At 51.7% G+C, this 15989-nt stretch carries 22 protein-coding genes and 2 pseudogenes; 23 read left to right on the top strand and 1 reads right to left on the bottom strand.

Annotated features, from left to right (window positions below):
- Nucleotides 1-19 precede the first annotated feature (19 nt).
- From OGY09_RS07625 to OGY09_RS07585, 9 genes and pseudogenes are all read left to right on the top strand, one after another.
- Nucleotides 20-169 (top strand): annotated as a pseudogene (locus tag OGY09_RS07625) (DUF5431 family protein); the annotation flags it as partial.
- The gene (locus OGY09_RS07620; protein WP_223156217.1) at nucleotides 117-236 is read left to right on the top strand and encodes a type I toxin-antitoxin system Hok family toxin; all 120 of its coding nucleotides are present in this window, start codon (nucleotides 117-119) and stop codon (nucleotides 234-236) included. The pseudogene OGY09_RS07625 and the gene OGY09_RS07620, both read left to right, overlap by 53 nt.
- Nucleotides 237-365: 129 nt before the next feature.
- Nucleotides 366-809 carry a hypothetical protein gene (locus OGY09_RS07615; RefSeq protein ID WP_286590240.1) on the top strand — a complete coding sequence of 148 codons (444 nt, stop codon included), beginning with the start codon at nucleotides 366-368 and terminating at the stop codon, nucleotides 807-809.
- 277 nt (nucleotides 810-1086) lie between these two features.
- On the top strand, nucleotides 1087-1245 hold the full coding sequence (locus OGY09_RS07610; RefSeq protein ID WP_227021765.1) for a hypothetical protein: 159 nt from the start codon (nucleotides 1087-1089) through the stop codon (nucleotides 1243-1245).
- A 20-nt stretch (nucleotides 1246-1265) separates the two neighbouring features.
- Nucleotides 1266-1589 carry a hypothetical protein gene (locus tag OGY09_RS07605; RefSeq protein WP_286590238.1) on the top strand — a complete coding sequence of 108 codons (324 nt, stop codon included), beginning with the start codon at nucleotides 1266-1268 and terminating at the stop codon, nucleotides 1587-1589.
- Nucleotides 1590-1643: 54 nt separating this feature from the next.
- Nucleotides 1644-1991, top strand: a complete 348-nt coding sequence (locus tag OGY09_RS07600) for a hypothetical protein (RefSeq protein WP_286590236.1) — start codon at nucleotides 1644-1646, stop codon at nucleotides 1989-1991.
- A gap of 94 nt (nucleotides 1992-2085) precedes the next feature.
- Complete coding sequence (locus OGY09_RS07595; protein WP_101701187.1) at nucleotides 2086-2232, top strand: succinate dehydrogenase flavoprotein subunit; 147 nt, start codon at nucleotides 2086-2088, stop codon at nucleotides 2230-2232.
- Between the two features lie 50 nt (nucleotides 2233-2282).
- On the top strand, nucleotides 2283-3116 hold the full coding sequence (locus OGY09_RS07590) for an N-6 DNA methylase (protein WP_286590235.1): 834 nt from the start codon (nucleotides 2283-2285) through the stop codon (nucleotides 3114-3116).
- A gap of 586 nt (nucleotides 3117-3702) precedes the next feature.
- Nucleotides 3703-4289: pseudogene (locus OGY09_RS07585) on the top strand (antirestriction protein).
- Nucleotides 4290-4299: 10 nt separating this feature from the next.
- On the opposite strand, the gene OGY09_RS07580 reads toward OGY09_RS07585, so the two are convergent.
- The gene (locus OGY09_RS07580; protein WP_286590231.1) at nucleotides 4300-4755 is read right to left on the bottom strand and encodes a transglycosylase SLT domain-containing protein; all 456 of its coding nucleotides are present in this window, start codon (nucleotides 4753-4755) and stop codon (nucleotides 4300-4302) included.
- A 467-nt stretch (nucleotides 4756-5222) separates the two neighbouring features.
- Between OGY09_RS07580 and traM the strand changes: the two genes are divergently transcribed.
- The 14 genes from traM (at nucleotide 5223) to traU (ending at nucleotide 15986) form a co-directional block, all read left to right on the top strand.
- Nucleotides 5223-5606 carry a conjugal transfer relaxosome DNA-binding protein TraM gene (traM, locus tag OGY09_RS07575; protein WP_015062650.1) on the top strand — a complete coding sequence of 128 codons (384 nt, stop codon included), beginning with the start codon at nucleotides 5223-5225 and terminating at the stop codon, nucleotides 5604-5606.
- A 296-nt stretch (nucleotides 5607-5902) separates the two neighbouring features.
- Nucleotides 5903-6352 carry a helix-turn-helix transcriptional regulator gene (locus OGY09_RS07570; protein ID WP_286590229.1) on the top strand — a complete coding sequence of 150 codons (450 nt, stop codon included), beginning with the start codon at nucleotides 5903-5905 and terminating at the stop codon, nucleotides 6350-6352.
- A gap of 206 nt (nucleotides 6353-6558) precedes the next feature.
- Entirely contained in the window at nucleotides 6559-6792 is a 234-nt protein-coding gene (locus OGY09_RS07565; protein ID WP_001535116.1) for a TraY domain-containing protein, read from the top strand.
- Nucleotides 6793-6908: 116 nt separating this feature from the next.
- Entirely contained in the window at nucleotides 6909-7268 is a 360-nt protein-coding gene (gene traA / locus OGY09_RS07560) for a type IV conjugative transfer system pilin TraA (protein ID WP_286590228.1), read from the top strand.
- Between the two features lies 1 nt (nucleotide 7269).
- Nucleotides 7270-7575 carry a type IV conjugative transfer system protein TraL gene (gene traL, locus OGY09_RS07555; RefSeq protein WP_000398849.1) on the top strand — a complete coding sequence of 102 codons (306 nt, stop codon included), beginning with the start codon at nucleotides 7270-7272 and terminating at the stop codon, nucleotides 7573-7575.
- Nucleotides 7576-7594: 19 nt separating this feature from the next.
- Nucleotides 7595-8158, top strand: coding sequence for a type IV conjugative transfer system protein TraE (traE, locus tag OGY09_RS07550; RefSeq protein WP_001535119.1), 564 nt, complete (start codon nucleotides 7595-7597; stop codon nucleotides 8156-8158).
- Nucleotides 8148-8888 (top strand): type-F conjugative transfer system secretin TraK, encoded by a 741-nt coding sequence (gene traK, locus OGY09_RS07545; protein WP_286590222.1) that lies wholly within the window; start codon nucleotides 8148-8150, stop codon nucleotides 8886-8888. Before traE ends, traK begins: the two co-directional genes overlap by 11 nt.
- The gene (gene traB / locus OGY09_RS07540; protein ID WP_286590219.1) at nucleotides 8875-10236 is read left to right on the top strand and encodes an F-type conjugal transfer pilus assembly protein TraB; all 1362 of its coding nucleotides are present in this window, start codon (nucleotides 8875-8877) and stop codon (nucleotides 10234-10236) included. Before traK ends, traB begins: the two co-directional genes overlap by 14 nt.
- Nucleotides 10237-10346: 110 nt before the next feature.
- Entirely contained in the window at nucleotides 10347-10571 is a 225-nt protein-coding gene (locus tag OGY09_RS07535) for a TraR/DksA C4-type zinc finger protein (RefSeq protein WP_020842483.1), read from the top strand.
- A 110-nt stretch (nucleotides 10572-10681) separates the two neighbouring features.
- Complete coding sequence (gene traV, locus OGY09_RS07530; RefSeq protein WP_286590218.1) at nucleotides 10682-11296, top strand: type IV conjugative transfer system lipoprotein TraV; 615 nt, start codon at nucleotides 10682-10684, stop codon at nucleotides 11294-11296.
- A 10-nt stretch (nucleotides 11297-11306) separates the two neighbouring features.
- A complete protein-coding gene (gene traC, locus OGY09_RS07525) occupies nucleotides 11307-13898 on the top strand; it encodes a type IV secretion system protein TraC (protein WP_286590217.1) in 2592 nt (863 codons plus the stop codon).
- Entirely contained in the window at nucleotides 13895-14359 is a 465-nt protein-coding gene (gene trbI / locus OGY09_RS07520; protein ID WP_286590215.1) for a type-F conjugative transfer system protein TrbI, read from the top strand. Before traC ends, trbI begins: the two co-directional genes overlap by 4 nt.
- Nucleotides 14359-14994, top strand: a complete 636-nt coding sequence (gene traW / locus OGY09_RS07515) for a type-F conjugative transfer system protein TraW (RefSeq protein WP_286590213.1) — start codon at nucleotides 14359-14361, stop codon at nucleotides 14992-14994. Before trbI ends, traW begins: the two co-directional genes overlap by 1 nt.
- Entirely contained in the window at nucleotides 14991-15986 is a 996-nt protein-coding gene (traU, locus tag OGY09_RS07510) for a conjugal transfer pilus assembly protein TraU (protein ID WP_286590211.1), read from the top strand. Before traW ends, traU begins: the two co-directional genes overlap by 4 nt.
- Nucleotides 15987-15989 lie beyond the last annotated feature (3 nt).

Genomic DNA, 15989 nt, shown 5'->3' with positions numbered 1-15989 from the left:
AACCCACGAGGCCACCTGTATGCCTAGACAACATCAGGATAGCCTCTTAGATGCCGCAAGGCAAGGAGAAGAAGGCCATGAAACTGCCACGAAGTACCCTGATCTGGTGCGTATTAATAGTGTGTCTCACACTGCTGATATTCACTTACCTGACCCGGAAATCGCTCTGCGAAATACGTTACAGGGACACGAACAGGGAGGTGGCGGCTTTTATGGCTTACGAATCCGCTAAGTAGCTAACCCCGGCGGGGGGATAACCCCCGCCATTCAGGGGCTGATGATGTCTGACATGCCTGAAGCGCCTTTATGAAGGGATTGCCGGTTCGCTGGCAGTCCCTTTTTCCTCCTCTGGTGCGACCGCAGGCATGAACAACCAGGAAGGACGGTTCCCTACGGGAACGGGGCAGGGCGGCAGCGCCTACGGCGCGCCCGCTCTCTTCCCTCCTGCTGCTGTCCTGTCATCCCTGTTCGGTGTGCCCATTGAGTTGATGATGGTCGCTCTGTCCTCTGCTCAGTATCTCTGTTCTTTCAGTCATCTATCTTGTGTCGGTTATGTCAGTCCGGGCGACTTCCCTTCGGGAACCGGGGCTGTCATGCTTCGCACCGGGCCAGCAGGCTGTCCCGGCCCGTCCCCTTCGGGGCAGCGGGTTTCCATCCCAGGCTGTCGCAACGTCAACACCACGCTTGCTGCATCCGTAAACGGATGCGCCGCTTTTCACCATGCCGGCGATAAAGCCGCCGGCATTCAAGTGACGCCACGCCGTTCCGCCGTGTCGGGTGTGTTCATCCTCTTCTCATACATCTGGTGAGCCATCTCACGTTAAGTCCCCGGGCGGAGGGCTGGTCGTAGCACCGCCGTGTCGTCATCCAAGGGGTATATAAACTCCGCCAAAACTTTTTGCCTGGGACCGCAAAAACTTTTGTCTCCGCCCCTTTCCTTCCTCCGTACGTCGTTGCTCCTTTGCCCTTTGCCGCCAGGGAACTCACCGAGAGATAGATTAACCACCAGACAAGAGGAAAAGCAGGATGAACACACAGAACGTCAACGTCAAAACCGCCACCAAAGAATCTTCCGAAAGATGGGTTATGTCCGGCGCTGAACCTATTGCTGCAAAGGTACTGGCATTCCACGGACAGGACGCCAGCTATGCATTTAATGTCCTGGCTGATTTGAAGGCAGTTGGTGCGCCATATGCACGGCGGAACATTATCGCAGATATGTTCCAGCGTTTAGGTGTGAATTAACCCACTGAAGGAGAACTGTTATGAACCGTAGAAATATGAATCTGCGTACTGATGGTTTTGTTCGCAATATCTATTCCCGTAACGCGTTCGGCGTTATTCGCGCAGATGTGGTGTTGGCTCGCATGGAAAAACAGGCCAATCGTGGCTGTGGCCTGCACTACGAGATTTATGAGTCCCGTCTGTTAGGTATGGCCATGAATTACCTGGCAGAACTGCCATTGAAAGACCGTCCTGTATTTATCGGCACAGCGGCGAAAAGAGGCTACATGCTGACACTGGCGGAGGAAGAACGCGCACAGGGTGAATGTGACGATCTGATGAACGAACTGGCGGCAGATTACTGATCCATGAATCGGGTGCAGCGGTGTGCTGTCCCTTTTTAACAGAAGGAGAAAAACATGCATTTACACCTGACTGAATCTTCCGCTGTGCCGGGGATGCAGACCACTGCTGAGGCTGAGCGGGCCTACTGGCTGAGCCGTGAACAGGCGGCGGTGAAAGCCCCTGCTGAAATCGACATACACGCTTTCCATGATGCGCTGGGGCTGATGTACCCGATGAACTGGCGAAGCAGTGAGAACGGTGAGTGCGAAACCTTCATGCTGGCAGAAATGATCTGCGGCAACGTGACCGAAATTTATGCGCGGATCGGTATCCGTTATTACCGGATGCGTGACTACAGCAACCTTGACCACTCGGAAATTCTGGCCCGCGTTAAGGAGGTATCAGACAAGAGCCAGAAATGAAAAAAGCAGGCATAAGCCTGCTCATTCCACGCCGGATGACACACCCGCAAAAGTTTGCATCCGGCATACGCAAAATCAACATGGAGATTAAACCATGCCATTTGACCCGCAAATCGTCGCACAGGCGAACGCATTTGTAAATGCCCTGCGCAGTGGTAAACGCGCCCGTGTTCCGGCCTTAAAACTGGAGTACTGGCAGCAGTTCATGACAGTGGTATACGCTGGTCTCGGCCTCGCGTGATGTGAAACCTGCCGCCCCCTTGTGGGGGCGGCATTACCGGAGATACTTTCATGTCACGACTGAGCTTTGCCGATGTCTTCAATGTGGCCAGGAAGAACGCTGGCAGTAAAAATAATATCCAAGACGCGCAGCCTGGGAGCGAATCATATTCCCCTGTTCAGCGACTGATGAGTGCGCAGTACAGCCGCAGCCGCTTTATCAGCGTGTTTAAATCTACAGGCCGCCATCTGGGGCGCTGGGAGGTGTTCAGTGATTTTCTGTCACTCGCCGCCAGTGAACTGGATATAGCGCGAATCAGAACGCCGGAGAGCATGGAGCACTGCCGGAAAATTTGCGCGCGGTACCAGGCTTCAGATATCGCGAATATGCAGGAAATGTTCTGCCTGATGGTGTGCGCGCTGGAGGCGAAATTCCATGATTTTCTCGGCGCAATTTTTATGGAGCTTGAGCTGGTCGACAACTTTCGCGGGCAGTATTTTACCCCGTATTCTGTCCAGTGTCTGATGGCGCGGATGCTGATGCCTGGCGTTCAGGATACTATCCAGCGGGAAGGGATTGCCACCGTCAGCGACCCGGCTTGTGGGGCTGCAGGGATGCTGATTGCATATGCGGAGTGTTTACTGGAAGCAGATATCAACCCTTCCATGCATATGTTCGGTAGCTGTATTGATATCGATCCAGTGGCGGCAAATATGGCTTTCATCCAGTTGTCGCTGCTCGGGATTGCCGCTGAAGTTGTAACCGGAAATACGCTCACAATGCAGTTTAACCGGGTACGGTATACGCCAGTGTATTACTTCAACGACTTTGAAAAACGGCTGGCAGACCTGAACCGATACCGGGTGATGCGGGACTTTATGCGTGGAATACGGGAGGCAGCGTAAATTATCAGGAGGGCAGGGGATACCTGCCCGACTTAAAAGGTCGCAGCGCCTGCGGCGCTGAGTAATACCGGCTGCGCTACGCGCCGCACATATTACTCAGGCGCGTAATTGTCATATTATTATTTATTCCCGCCTGTCACCTCTCATCCGGCATTCTTCTGTTTGTCTCTTTTGGTATTTATTAATTGTATTTAAAATAATAAATATCAAACCGGGCGACTTCCCTGACGGGAACCGGGGCTGTCATGCTTCGCACCGAGCCAGCTGCGCTGTCTCTGCCCGGCCCCTCCGGGGCAGCGGGTTTCCATCCCAGGCTGTCGCAACATCAAAATCCCGTTTGCTGCATCCTTTAAGGATGCGCCGCCTGAACCGTGGCGGTAATAAATTCCCGCCACTTTAATGGCCGGAACGGTAATTCGTCTCGCGCCGATTTTCCGTTCCGGGTTGTGTGCATTCTCCCTGAGTATATATCGCCCGATTTCATCAATTCGCGGAGGGCTGCTTTTAGCAGCTACCAGGAATAAATAAAAGGGTAGATAAACGCTGCGCGCCCTTTTATTTATTCCTGGTAGCTGCTCATTGCCCTTTGCCGCTCAGTGATGAAGTCGAACGATTTAATAAATCCATAAGGAGAAAACCAGAATGCACACAATTAACGTCAAAACCGCCACTCGTGAATCAGCCGAACAATTTAAAACAGATAAATTCCAGTGCTATTGTGTAATCGATGATAATGAACGACTTGATTTCATCCCTGCCCTCTTTTTTACACCAACCGCAGACAATATGATCGCCAGCTGGTTACGCCAGCATTCAGATTATGATGGCGGTTACTGGAACTACTGGACCATTCCGCAGGGCATTGGTGGAAATGTGGCACCGAATAAAATTATCTTCACTACTACACAAACCGGATATATCGCACCTGCAGGAGAACAACGATATAACATGTGCATTCCTGGTAATTATTTTGAATCAGAGGTCAGTGCCGATGCTGCCGGAATTATTGCAACGTTGATGATAATGAACTGGTTGTCCTGGCAGGCAGCCGACATGGGGGCTGAATATGCGAAAGTCTGTAAATATCTTGTCGCCCGTCAGGATGCCCTGAAGGATTATGTCAGTCTTATTCAACATCCGGAACGTGGATTGATATGGCGGGCTATCGATTAAAACAGGTGCGTCACTCTGGTGGCGCATTTTTTTTGATGGCAACATAAATTGCCTGAATTTCTTTTGCATATTGCTGGCGCTTTTTCTCCTGCACTTCCGTTTCACGAAATCCTGCATTATAAGCCCCTACAGCCCGCCATGAGTATCCCCAGCGTTTAAAAGCAATGGCAAGGTAGTAAGCTCCAGTGTAAATATTAAGGCAACTGTCAGTATAAAGTTGTCGGGGAGTGATCCCGAACTGAGCCAGATGCGAAAAATTTTGTGAGTGTATTTGCATCTTGCCGACAGCATATTCGCTCTGTGATACAATGTTGAGCGCATTATCACGCCATGACGACTCACGGAACGAAATCGCCCGTAACAGATCCGGCTCGATCCTATAATCCCTGCCCGCCATTTCAAAACAGTCCTGCGCATTAGCAGAAAATGTTATCGCCAGTAGTCCTGTAATCAGAGTTTTCCTCACGTCAGCTATTCCTCATTAACTTTTCTTTAGCCAGAGTGACATTTTTGATAAAAAACGGCAATGCCCGGAAATACTGAATTCTTCCTGGTAGGTATATTTCTGTATGCCTGCTCCTTAACATCAAAGTCCCACACCCGTCGCAAGATTTAATCTTGCATGATTATCCTATATTTTCAGTGTGTTACGTCAATATTGTTATGGTTATTCTATGTCCTACATAGATACTAGATTCACATGCAAATCTTTAGTAAATCGTAAAGGAGTCGAATCCAGATTCATCTATGAATCAGACCACTAAATTAAGACAAATTAAGGATTCGAATCTGGATTCGAATCCTTAATTTCGGTATAACAGATTCGCCTGTATGAAGTTGGTGAATCCAGACTGACTCTAATAAAATAAATGGCCGATTCACATGTGACTCTTGATAATCAGATAAATTTAAATTTCTAATAAGGTTTTTGAAATGCCAAAAATACAGACTTATGTGAACAATAATGTTTATGAACAGATCACCGATCTCGTTACCATCAGGAAACAGGAAGGTATAGAAGAAGCATCGCTTTCCAATGTTTCTTCAATGCTGCTGGAACTGGGCCTGCGCGTCTATATGATTCAGCAGGAAAAGAGAGAGGGGGGCTTTAATCAGATGGAGTACAACAAACTCATGCTGGAAAACGTTTCGCGGGTACGGGCTATGTGTACAGAAATTCTTAAAATGAGCGTCTTAAACCAGGAGTCGATTGCCAGCGGTAATTTTGATTACGCCGTTATCAAACCCGCTATTGATAAGTTTGCCAGAGAGCAGGTCAGTATATTTTTCCCTGATGATGAGGATGATCAGGAGTGAACCAGGTTTCATTTCTAAAAGCCGGAATCATTTCCCTGATTCCGGCTTTTTTTTGGTCTCTTTAAAAATATGGAATCTTTACATTCGCGTTAGCGACTCACGTCACATAAATCTGGCACTTTGAATGTTCTGGTGGATTTGAACCGTCTGATCGCTATTATTAATTTATCTAAGCCAAATGAGGGTGTGAAAAATTTAAAAGCCAGCAATATTAAAGAACTCCACCATGTATTAAAAATTGCAATGGACCTGTTCATTGCTTGTGGGATTCTTTTGTCTTTTTTCAGGAGGCCTGGATGTCTGTTGTTGAGCCAGCACGTTTTATGTATGAACGTAATCATTTTCCATCTTTGACAGATAAAGAATTCGAAGTGATGGTTTTATATTGCCAGTTCATGAGTATACAAAAAGTAGCAGAGTTTCTGGACAGAACTGATAGTGTGGTTACGAAACATTTAAATAGCTGCAAGAAAAAAATTGGAGTGGAAAGTGATTTCGAACTTTACTATATGGTTATAAAGAAGTTTGTTAACTTTGAAAAAGCTTTCCCTGAATTAAACTTACAGCAGGTAGACCTGCTGGCTGCATTTTCGTTTTATCCCAGAAGATCATCTATTGCACGTCGCTATGGGATTTACCAGCGTGACATATACTATGAACTTATGAAGATAAGGGGGGATCTTGGAATCAATGACCTTAACTCACTCCGGATGCTCTTCTTTATGAGGATTACCCTGTTTTTATGAGGCTTCCGGTGTTTTCTGCTTTGTTTTTGATGATGTTTTTATTTGATTTACATCAATCTATATTCCGAAGAGATTGTGAATTAGCTCAAGTTTTAAAAAATAACTGGTTGCTTTTAAAAGTAAAAAACTTTTTTGACAAAGTCCTTGTATTCGAAAAAAGGTCGTTTTCTAATATCCCTATCGCAAATTAAAACAGGTAGCGAGAGATGAAGGAGCCAAAATCTAATATCAGAAAGCTAATTGACATTGGTGGGTTAATTGGCAAGAAAGTGAATGTTAGCTGTAGTCTGGATGAAGCAATTGATGAACTATTAATGGAGAGTGCACTCAAGAGTGGGAGGAGTAAAAAAAGAGAAGCTGAATTAAGACTGGAGGATCATTTACGCAGATTTTCTCTCGTACCTGCTGAAGAACAGTATATTGAAAAAAAAGTGGATTAATACGTTAAGTATTCTGTTTCAGAATCATTGATCTTATCTGATGGTTCTGTGCCGGATTGACTTAACCCGTCAATACCGCTCTGGGTTGTTTTGTAAATAATATAAATGGAGTTTCTATGAATTTATCCTTATCAAAAGGCGGCCTCCCCGCATCTGTAAAAAACCGTGCATGGCAGTACTGCCAGATGGCATGGCGTGGTGTGACCACTAAAAAAGCGCTGTCCCGTCTGGCTGCGCTGTCTCCGCTGCTGTTACTCGGTGTGGGACAGATGGCCAGTGCAACCGACCTGCTGGCCGGGGGCAAGGATGATGTGAAAGCCACCTTCGGTGCCGACTCATTCGTCATGATGTGTATCATCATCGCCGAACTGATTGTCGGTGTGGCGATGTATATCCGCACCAAGAACCTGCTGATCCTGCTGGGCCTGGTTGTGGTGATCGTCTTCACTACCGTCGGTCTTACCTTCATCAAATGATATGGAGGGAAACGATTTAGACAAATACCGTTTCCCGAAAACCCTGTCAGAGCAGAACCGCATTATTGGACTGCCCCTTGATGAAGCTATCCCCGCAGCGGTTGTTTTGCTGTGGGGGTTTTTCACCAAGAAATATTTATTCAGTCTGATTATTGCGGCAGTTATCTGGCAACTGATAAGGGCGGCGAAACGCGGCAAAAGTTCCCGCTGGTTATACAACTGGTGTTACTGGTATCTGCCCACTGAATTATTCCGGGTTGTCTACCGCGTTATTCCCGATTCCAGTTTCAGGAAATGGATAAAATAAATTACCGCAGGGCCATATTATGGAAATTAGCGCTCGTAATTCATCCACCAAAATTATTGCCGTTATTATTCTGTCGCTCACGACACTGGTCTTTATTCTGGGCTTTGCCGTGGCATGGCTGGCTGTGACCAACAGAGCACTCATCCACGAGCAACGTACAGTCGTCACACCGATGACCTACAACGCGCCTTTTGTGGTATCCGAAACGAAAGCCGATACCGAGTATTTCCGGATGATGACGCTGTCCTTCCTGGCCCTGCGTCTCAATGTCTCGCCTGAAACGGTCGATTCCAACCACGCTTTTCTGATGTCTTTTGTCGAACCAGAGGCCCGGGAGGAATTTAAAAAAGTCCTCCAGGAAGAGGCTGCACAGATTAAAGCCAATGATGTGAATTCCACGTTCTACACCACAGAAATCAATGTCTATCCCGTTGACGGCCGCATCGATGTGCGTGGCGTGCTGAAAATGTGGATTGGTAACTCCAGGCCTTCCACGGAAATAAAAACCTACCGGCTTCGTCTGAAGTACACCGGAGGCTTTACCCGTATCGGTCGGTTCTATGAGGTGACGAATGAAAAATAACCTTCCGGCGTTTTTGTTTGGTACAGCCATGATGGTTGTTATGCCACCGGCTGCGCAGGCACAGTCACCTTCCACGATAAGCCTGCCACAGGGCGGCCAGTTCCGGCTGAGTATCAGCAATACCGATCCCAACATGATTTTTATCCCAGGAGACAAAGTCACCGCCATCACAGCGCCTGGGGGAATGCTGGCAGACAAGCGACTGACAACGGCCGGAGGTGTGCTGTTCACCTCAGTGGCCACCCGTACTTTCACGATTTTTGTAGAAACTGCGCTGGGCCAGACCTTCTCTGTCGTGGCCACTCCGGTGAAAGGAGAAGGTCGTGTCTATCGACTGATGAGCGCAGAACCGCCCTCACGGCCTGAAACCCGTAAATGGGAAACCGCTCAGGCTTACGAAAAGCTGCTCATCAGCCTTAACCGTGCCGTGCTGACGGGCGACATACCTGATGGCTACGGCGAAGTAAAACCTCTATCTGACGGTATTCGTCTCCCCGGTGGTTTTTCTGTTACCCCCCTGAAAGCCTGGGCGGGCGACCAGCTGCGTGCCGATCGTTATGAACTGCGTAATGCCAATACCTGGGGGGTGGCGCTGCGGGAGCAGGACTTCTGGAAACCCGGGGTGCGTGCCGTGATGTTTGATAACAACGCACAGACTCTGATGGGCGGAGGAAGAATGACCGTCACCGTTATCCGTGGAAACGGGGAGGGTGAAGATGGCCAACGTTAATAAAGTCGTCCGCCGTCGTCAGGTTGCCCTGCTTATCGCTCTTGTTCTGGGGATTGGTGCTGGCGGTGCCGGGACATGGATGGTCTCAGAGATGAACCTGAAGAAAGCGCCGCCCGCAAAAGCGCCAAAAGGAGAACCTGCGCCGGATATGACCGGTGTGGTCAATCAGTCATTTGATAACAAAGTCCAGCGTTCTGCCATCGCGGAAGCCCAGCGGCTTAATAAGGAAACGCAGACAGAGATTAAAAAACTGCGTACTGAAATGGGGCTTGTCAGTCGCGACCTTAAAGGCAGTCAGGATCGCATTCGTGAACTGGAAGACCAGAACCAGTTGCTGCAGACACAACTTGAGGCCGGGAAGAATTTTGACTCTCTCAGTGCCGAACCTCTGCCGGGGGCGCTGGCCTCTCAGGGGAAACCTGCACCCGCTGGTAATGTTCCACCCCCAACCAGTTTCTGGCCAGCAGGCGGCGGACAGGCCCCGGCTGCGCCGGTGATGACCCCCATTCAGCGTCCGGGAATGATGGACAGTCAGGAATTCAGTCTGCCGGATACCGGGCCTAAAAAGCCCCGTTTCCCGTGGATTTCTTCCGGCAGTTTTGCTGAAGCGATCGTGGTGGAAGGGGCTGATGCCAATGCGTCCGTTACCGGTGATAAAAATACCGCCCCGATGCAGCTGCGTCTCACTGGCAAAGTTCAGATGCCTAACGATGAAGAGTTCGATCTGACGGGTTGCTTTGTGACCCTGGAGGCATGGGGGGATGTTTCCAGTGAACGAGCCATCGTTCGTAGCCGTTCAATCAGTTGCAAGCTGGGTGATGACGACATCGACCAGAAGATTGCCGGTCATGTGTCCTTTATGGGCAAGAACGGCATCAAGGGCGAAGTGGTTATGCGTAACGGCCAGATCCTGCTGTATGCAGGCGGGGCCGGCTTCCTGGATGGTATCGGCAAGGGCATTGAGAAAGCCTCCTCCACTACTGTGGGCGTCGGCGCAACTGCCAGCATGAGCGCCGCCGACATCGGCCAGGCCGGACTCGGCGGTGGTGTCAGCTCAGCCGCAAAAACCCTCTCTGATTACTACATCAAACGTGCTGAACAATACCACCCGGTCATTCCGATTGGCGCAGGTAATGAAGTCACGCTGGTTTTCCAGGACGGCTTCCAGCTGGAAACCCTGGAAGAAGCCCGCGCGAAAGCGGCTGCACGCAAGAAGCAAAATCAGCCTTCTGCCTCATCCACGCCTGCTGCCATGCCGGGTAATACGCCGGACATGCTGAAGCAACTGCAGGACTTCAGGGTAGGAGACACCGTCGATCCGGCGACCGGACAGGTCGTCACACAGTAAACGCGGCCGGGAAACCGACCACAACAACACAATCCGGAATAGTTAGTGCCCTGGAAGACGAGAAAGGGATGGGCGGTAGCGTGTCCGGGCAGCATACACAGGAAAGAGTGATGGCAGACGTACTGGACCAGTTGCAGGAGCAGGAAGACCTGATTCACAGGCTGCACATTCAGGCGGTCAGACAACAGTTAAGTGTTAAAGGTGAAAGCCTTACCCGGTGTGAATGTTGTGGAAACCGTATTCAGGAACGGCGCCAGAAAGCGATACCTGGCGTGCGTACCTGCACTGAGTGTCAGCGGGTACTGGAAATTCGGGGAAAAAATTATCAGAGGTGAAGGATGGGAAGCAGAAAAGCCAATGCGATGGCCGTGGGGAAAACCGGTAGCGGTAAAACCACGACACTCCCAGCCAGACCCTTCAGCGCATAATTGTTCAGGAAACATCAATGAAAAAAATCACACTTTTGATGGCAGGCAGCGCCCTGCTGTTATCCGGTTGTGCCGGTGTCAAAAGCAGTTTCGACTGCGATGCCACAACGTCTGATACCTGTATGACTATGACGAAGGCTAATCAACTGGCCCGGGACAAGGCGGCAAAACAGGCGGGAAAGCCGGCTGCGGGCGGACTGCCTTCCCTGGTTAATTTACCGGCCACCTCTGCGGTGGGGGTTCTGTCTGCATCCCGTTCCGCCGTCAGTCCCCCTTCCGGCACGCGGACCGTCAGCACCACGCCCACCGTATCTGCAGGCACGTCCGCAGGTGTAAACACAAACACGGCAACGTCAACACTGACGCCCCGTCCGGTTGCCGGAACGCCGGTCACAACCACTCCGTCATCAGTGGCTTACCGTCCGGCCGTCTCTGTGGTCACACCGACGCCGTCATGCCAGAACGTGCGTTGTGACAATCCCGGCTCTGTGCACCCACAACGCAGCCAGGATCAGATAGCCACGGTCTGGATTGCGCCCTGGGTGGACAGCGATAACGCCTTCCATCAGCCCGGTCGGGTGTCCTTTGTGGTCAGTCCTGCCGACTGGGTTCTTCCGGCCCGGGTAAATTAAGGAGTTTCGGGTGAAAAAATTTCTGAACGTACTGGAAAATCTGCAGAACGCCTTCCGGATGCCGGATGGCGCGTCGGAGATGACGCGCAATCTGGCCAGCCTGGACTTTCCGCAGCTGACCAGCGTCCTGCCATACCGTGACTATGACCGTGACAGTGGGCTGTTTGTGAACCGCAGTACGGTGGGTTTTCTGCTACGTGCAGAGCCTCTTATCGGCGCTAACGAACAGATTGTGTATGTGCTGGAAGATCTCATCAAAAGCAAGCTGCCGCGTAAGACGCCAATATCATTCCACCTGGTCTCCAGCAAGCTGATCGGTGATCAGCTTGACCGGGGCCTGTCTGAGTTCCGCTGGCAGGGGAAGCATGCAGACAAATTTAACCGTATCACCCGGGCATATTATCAGCGCGCAGCGCAGCAGCAGTTCAACAGCCCGACCGGCCTGCCACTGACCCTGCGTGACTACCGTCTGTATATTTCTTACTGCGTGAAGGCGAAGAAGCGGACGGCGGCCGTGATGACGGAAGTTGTTCATACCCTGAAAGTGCTGCGTTCCTCTCTGGACGCGGCAAAAATTTACACGCAGGCGGCTGATGACCAGGAGCTGGCCACGCTGGTTCACGGGATGCTGAATGCCCGTCATGATCAGCTGTACCCGGATGAGGTTCGTGTCGGTAAATTTGATGAGCTGCATCAGCGCTGTGTTGACCAGCGTATCGGTATCGATGTGCGTCCGGATGATGTGCTCATCAGTCTTGCCGACCGTCAGGGCAGCGTGACCTCCACGCGGGCCATGAACTTCATGCTGGAGAACAACCCGGATATGTTCATGCTGTGGATGGGGGGCGATAACCTGTCCAACCTGCTCAGCCCGGACCTGACCATTGCCAGCCCGTTTGTCATCACGATGGTGATGGAGGCTGAAGACCAGGTGGCGACGCAGGGGGAAGCCACGCGCAAGTATCTCGACCGGGAGAAAAAAGCAAACTCTCCTTATGCCACCCTGTTTCCCGGCGTGGCCAAACAGGCCAAAGAATGGAAGGAAATCCGCGAGCATCTTAACAGCAACCAGACCTGTATTGTCCGCTATTACTATAACGTCACCACGTTCTGTCCGGATACGGATGAGGATGCGCTGGTCTGCGAACAGCAGGTCATTAATACCTTCAAGAAGAATGGCATAGATCTGTTTTCCCCGACCTATATGCAGTTCCGTAACTGGATAGCAATGCTCCCCTTCATTCATGCGGAAGGGCTCTGGGAAGACATCAAAATGGGCGGGGCAACCTGCCGGGCCGAAAGTATCCAGGCCGTGAACCTGCTGCCGGTGGTGGCCGACAACCGGTTGTGTCAGGGGGGATTGCTGACGCCGTCCTACCGTAACCAGCTGGCATTCCTCGATATCTACGGCGACGGGATGGGCAACACCAACTACAACATGGCAGTCACTGGAACGTCCGGGGCCGGTAAAACCGGTCTGGTCCAGCCTATCCTGCGCAGCGTACTGGACTCCGGCGGTATCGCCTGGGTTTTTGACATGGGGGACGGCTACAAATCGTTCTGCGAAAACGTCGGCGGAACCTACCTGGACGGTAAATCACTCAAATTCAATCCGTTTGCCAACATCTCCAGTATCAATGAGTCCGGGGAACGTATCCGTGACCAGTTGGCTGTACTGGCAAGTCCCAATGGTACGCTGGATGAAGTCCATCACAGTCTGCTGCTGCGCGGGGTTCAGGAGGCATGGGAAGCTCACAGGGAAAAAGCCCGAATTGACCACGTAGTGCAGAAGCTGACGGCCATCCGTGAGGATGATAAATACCAGAACTCACCGGGTATCACCAACCGACTGGATGAAATTATCGAACTGCTCGGTAAGTACTGCTCCTGGGGAATTTACGGCGAATACTTTAACAGTGACGAACCGTCACTGACCGATGATGCCCGCTTTATCGTCCTGGAGCTGGGGAGCCTGCAGGACAAGCCTGACCTGCTGGTTGCGGTGATGTTTTCCCTCATCATCTACATCGAAGACAAAATGTACCGCACGCCGCGCAGCCTGAAGAAATGTTGCACCATCGACGAAGGCTGGAAGCTGCTCAACTTTAAAAATGAGAAGGTCGGTCAGTTCATTGAAACCGGCTACCGTACGGTACGCCGCCACCGTGGCGCGTTCATCACCATCAGCCAGAACATCAAAGACTTTGACGCCGATGATGCATCCGGCGCTGCAAAAGCGGCCTGGGGTAACTCAGCCTTCAAGGTGATCCTCAAACAGGATGCCTCTGAGTTTAAGCAGTATAACCAGAACCGTCCCAACCAGTTCAGCGAGGTGGAGCGCAGTGTTATCGGCAAGTTCGGGGATGCCAAAGAGCAGTGGTTCTCCTCCTTTATGCTGCGCATCAACGATACCTGCAGTTTCCATCGTCTCTTTGTCGATCCGCTCAGTCGCGCGATGTTCAGTTCAAAGGGGGATGACTTCGAGTTTATCCGCCAGTGCCGGGAACAAAACATGGATATCCATGACGCTGTATACCAGCTGGCACAACGTAACTTTCCTGATGAGATGCGCGAACTGGAAGCACTCGCGGAGGCTGCATGACCACTGACCAAAAACTTACCCCTGCTCAGTCTGAATCCCCTCTCACTTCTGATGACGTCAGGAAGGGGATAAACATCACAGCGGGAGGACACCGGCGGGAGCAACGTCGCCGTCGTTGCCTGCTCAATCTGCTACTGGTCGCTGCCACCATTGTGTGTATCAACGCGGCGGTAACGACGCTGCTGATTAGCTGGCGTACGCCGACGGTAGTGTCCTTTGATATGAAAAAAACGCTGGATCAGTTCACAGAACAGGCCAGCGCTCAGTCACTGGATGAGGCTCAGACTAAGGCTCTTACCGAACGATTTATGACCAGCCTCAATGCGGAACTGCAGGACTGGCAGCGCCGCCATGATGCACTCATCCTGGTGACGCCCGCAGTGGTCAGCGGGGCGGGCGACATCACTGATGAGATTCAGACCGGGGTGGCACACCGAATGGCGGCGGGAGGCGGCAACTGATGAAAAAAGGGCTGCTGACACTGTTGCTGATTTCCGGCGTAGCACAGGCAAAAAATCTGGGTACATGGGGGGAAATGTACCCCATTGCTGAGCAGGACATGCTCACTACCATCCAGACACGCCTGAAGGCAATGGAGGCCAGTGGTGAGATGGCCCGGGAGCAGGAAGCATTCAAACAGCGCGTCATTGAAAATACTCTGCGTCCCAGGCCAGTTGAAGGACTGACACTGGCGCAGGAGAACACCACCCACTATATCGATCCATCGCTGACGGTCAGTGAAGATCTGAAAGACCATCAGGGGCGGGTGTTCGCCCATAAAGGGCAGGTGATTAACCCGCTGGATACGGTGCCGTTCACCGACACGCTCTATTTTATTGATGCAGATAACCCGCAGCAGCTGGCATGGATGAAGGCACAGAAGCCCGGGACACTGACGTACCGCGTCATTCTGGTTAACGGGGATGTCCGTGAGGCCACGAACGCCCTCAATACCCGTATCTATTTTGACCAGGACGGTTCACTCTGCCGGAAGTTTAAGCTGAAAGCTATCCCGGCCCGGGTGACGCTGGCAGAAGATCGCCGTCGCCTGCGGGTGGACACGTTCGCCCTGGATGCGCCGGAGGTGATGCCATGAAACGTTATCTGGCCGGTCTGGGGCTGATGCTTCTGTGTCTGACCGGGATGAGCGGCACGGCACAGGCGGCTTCAGCAGAATGTGAGGGGAATTTTGTTAACCCGATCACCGATGTCTGCTGGGAGTGCATCTTTCCGGTGACCATCGGCAATGTGCCGGTAGTCAAAGGTCGCCAGCCGGACACTCCGAACCCGTCGATGCCCATCCAGATCTGCCCGATGGGCATTCTGTACCGGGTGGGGCTGGCCATTGGCTACTGGGAGCCGATGGCGCTGACGGACGTGACGCGTTCAGCGTACTGCATGGTGAATCTGGGCGGGTTCAATATCAATATCGGTAACGTCGGCAGCGGGACCGGAGGACAGGAAAACCGCGCAAATCCAGGCGCGTTCTACCATGTCCACTGGTACAAATACCCGCTCACCTACTGGCTCAACATTATCACCTCGATGGGCTGCCTTCAGGGCGGCGACCTGGATATTGGTTATCTGTCCGAGCTGGACCCGATGTGGGACAGCAGTTCGTTGAGCATGATCATCCAGCCCGAAGCCATTCTCTTTGGCAACGTTATTGCGCAGGGGGCCTGTGCGGCAGACGCCGTGGCGAGTCTGGTGGGGAAACCCATTGATGCCCTGTTCTGGTGTGCCGGCAGTCAGGGCAGCATGTATCCGTTTAACGGCTATGTCTCTAACGAATTCAGTCCGCTTCAGACCTCGCTGCTGCTCAGTGAACGGATGGCGTTTAAGCTGCACCGCCAGGGCATGGTGATGAACAGTATCGGGGAGAACACCGCTGTGTGCTTTGAATATCCGTCCCCGATCATCCCTAAAAGTCGCTGGCGGTATCACCTGGTTAACAAGTACCCCGATGCCGGGCAGTGTCATCCGCTGGGCCGCAGCGTGACCCGCTGGGAAACCGGCAAGAACATGCCCAATGACCGGCGCAATTTCGGGTATCTTTTCTGGCGCAAGCGTAACTGCGTATTTCTTTAAGTC

The organism is Citrobacter sp. Cpo071 (genome assembly GCF_030332765.1).
Taxonomy (GTDB): Bacteria; Pseudomonadota; Gammaproteobacteria; order Enterobacterales; family Enterobacteriaceae; genus Citrobacter; species Citrobacter portucalensis.
This window is presented reverse-complemented; position numbering and strand designations above follow the sequence as displayed.

What these genes read in the sequence shown, in the direction of transcription:
- trbI (WP_286590215.1), top strand. Translation starts at nt 13,895, where the DNA reads ATGACCACTGACCAAAAACTTACCCCTGCTCAGTCTGAATCCCCTCTC.
- traA (WP_286590228.1), top strand. Translation starts at nt 6,909, where the DNA reads ATGAATTTATCCTTATCAAAAGGCGGCCTCCCCGCATCTGTAAAAAAC.
- OGY09_RS07610 (WP_227021765.1), top strand. Translation starts at nt 1,087, where the DNA reads ATGTCCGGCGCTGAACCTATTGCTGCAAAGGTACTGGCATTCCACGGA.
- traW (WP_286590213.1), top strand. Translation starts at nt 14,359, where the DNA reads ATGAAAAAAGGGCTGCTGACACTGTTGCTGATTTCCGGCGTAGCACAG.
- traM (WP_015062650.1), top strand. Translation starts at nt 5,223, where the DNA reads ATGCCAAAAATACAGACTTATGTGAACAATAATGTTTATGAACAGATC.
- OGY09_RS07605 (WP_286590238.1), top strand. Translation starts at nt 1,266, where the DNA reads ATGAACCGTAGAAATATGAATCTGCGTACTGATGGTTTTGTTCGCAAT.
- traE (WP_001535119.1), top strand. Translation starts at nt 7,595, where the DNA reads ATGGAAATTAGCGCTCGTAATTCATCCACCAAAATTATTGCCGTTATT.
- OGY09_RS07590 (WP_286590235.1), top strand. Translation starts at nt 2,283, where the DNA reads ATGTCACGACTGAGCTTTGCCGATGTCTTCAATGTGGCCAGGAAGAAC.
- traB (WP_286590219.1), top strand. Translation starts at nt 8,875, where the DNA reads ATGGCCAACGTTAATAAAGTCGTCCGCCGTCGTCAGGTTGCCCTGCTT.
- traU (WP_286590211.1), top strand. Translation starts at nt 14,991, where the DNA reads ATGAAACGTTATCTGGCCGGTCTGGGGCTGATGCTTCTGTGTCTGACC.
- OGY09_RS07600 (WP_286590236.1), top strand. Translation starts at nt 1,644, where the DNA reads ATGCATTTACACCTGACTGAATCTTCCGCTGTGCCGGGGATGCAGACC.
- OGY09_RS07595 (WP_101701187.1), top strand. Translation starts at nt 2,086, where the DNA reads ATGCCATTTGACCCGCAAATCGTCGCACAGGCGAACGCATTTGTAAAT.
- OGY09_RS07570 (WP_286590229.1), top strand. Translation starts at nt 5,903, where the DNA reads ATGTCTGTTGTTGAGCCAGCACGTTTTATGTATGAACGTAATCATTTT.
- OGY09_RS07615 (WP_286590240.1), top strand. Translation starts at nt 366, where the DNA reads ATGAACAACCAGGAAGGACGGTTCCCTACGGGAACGGGGCAGGGCGGC.
- OGY09_RS07565 (WP_001535116.1), top strand. Translation starts at nt 6,559, where the DNA reads ATGAAGGAGCCAAAATCTAATATCAGAAAGCTAATTGACATTGGTGGG.
- traL (WP_000398849.1), top strand. Translation starts at nt 7,270, where the DNA reads ATGGAGGGAAACGATTTAGACAAATACCGTTTCCCGAAAACCCTGTCA.
- OGY09_RS07535 (WP_020842483.1), top strand. Translation starts at nt 10,347, where the DNA reads ATGGCAGACGTACTGGACCAGTTGCAGGAGCAGGAAGACCTGATTCAC.
- traK (WP_286590222.1), top strand. Translation starts at nt 8,148, where the DNA reads ATGAAAAATAACCTTCCGGCGTTTTTGTTTGGTACAGCCATGATGGTT.
- traV (WP_286590218.1), top strand. Translation starts at nt 10,682, where the DNA reads ATGAAAAAAATCACACTTTTGATGGCAGGCAGCGCCCTGCTGTTATCC.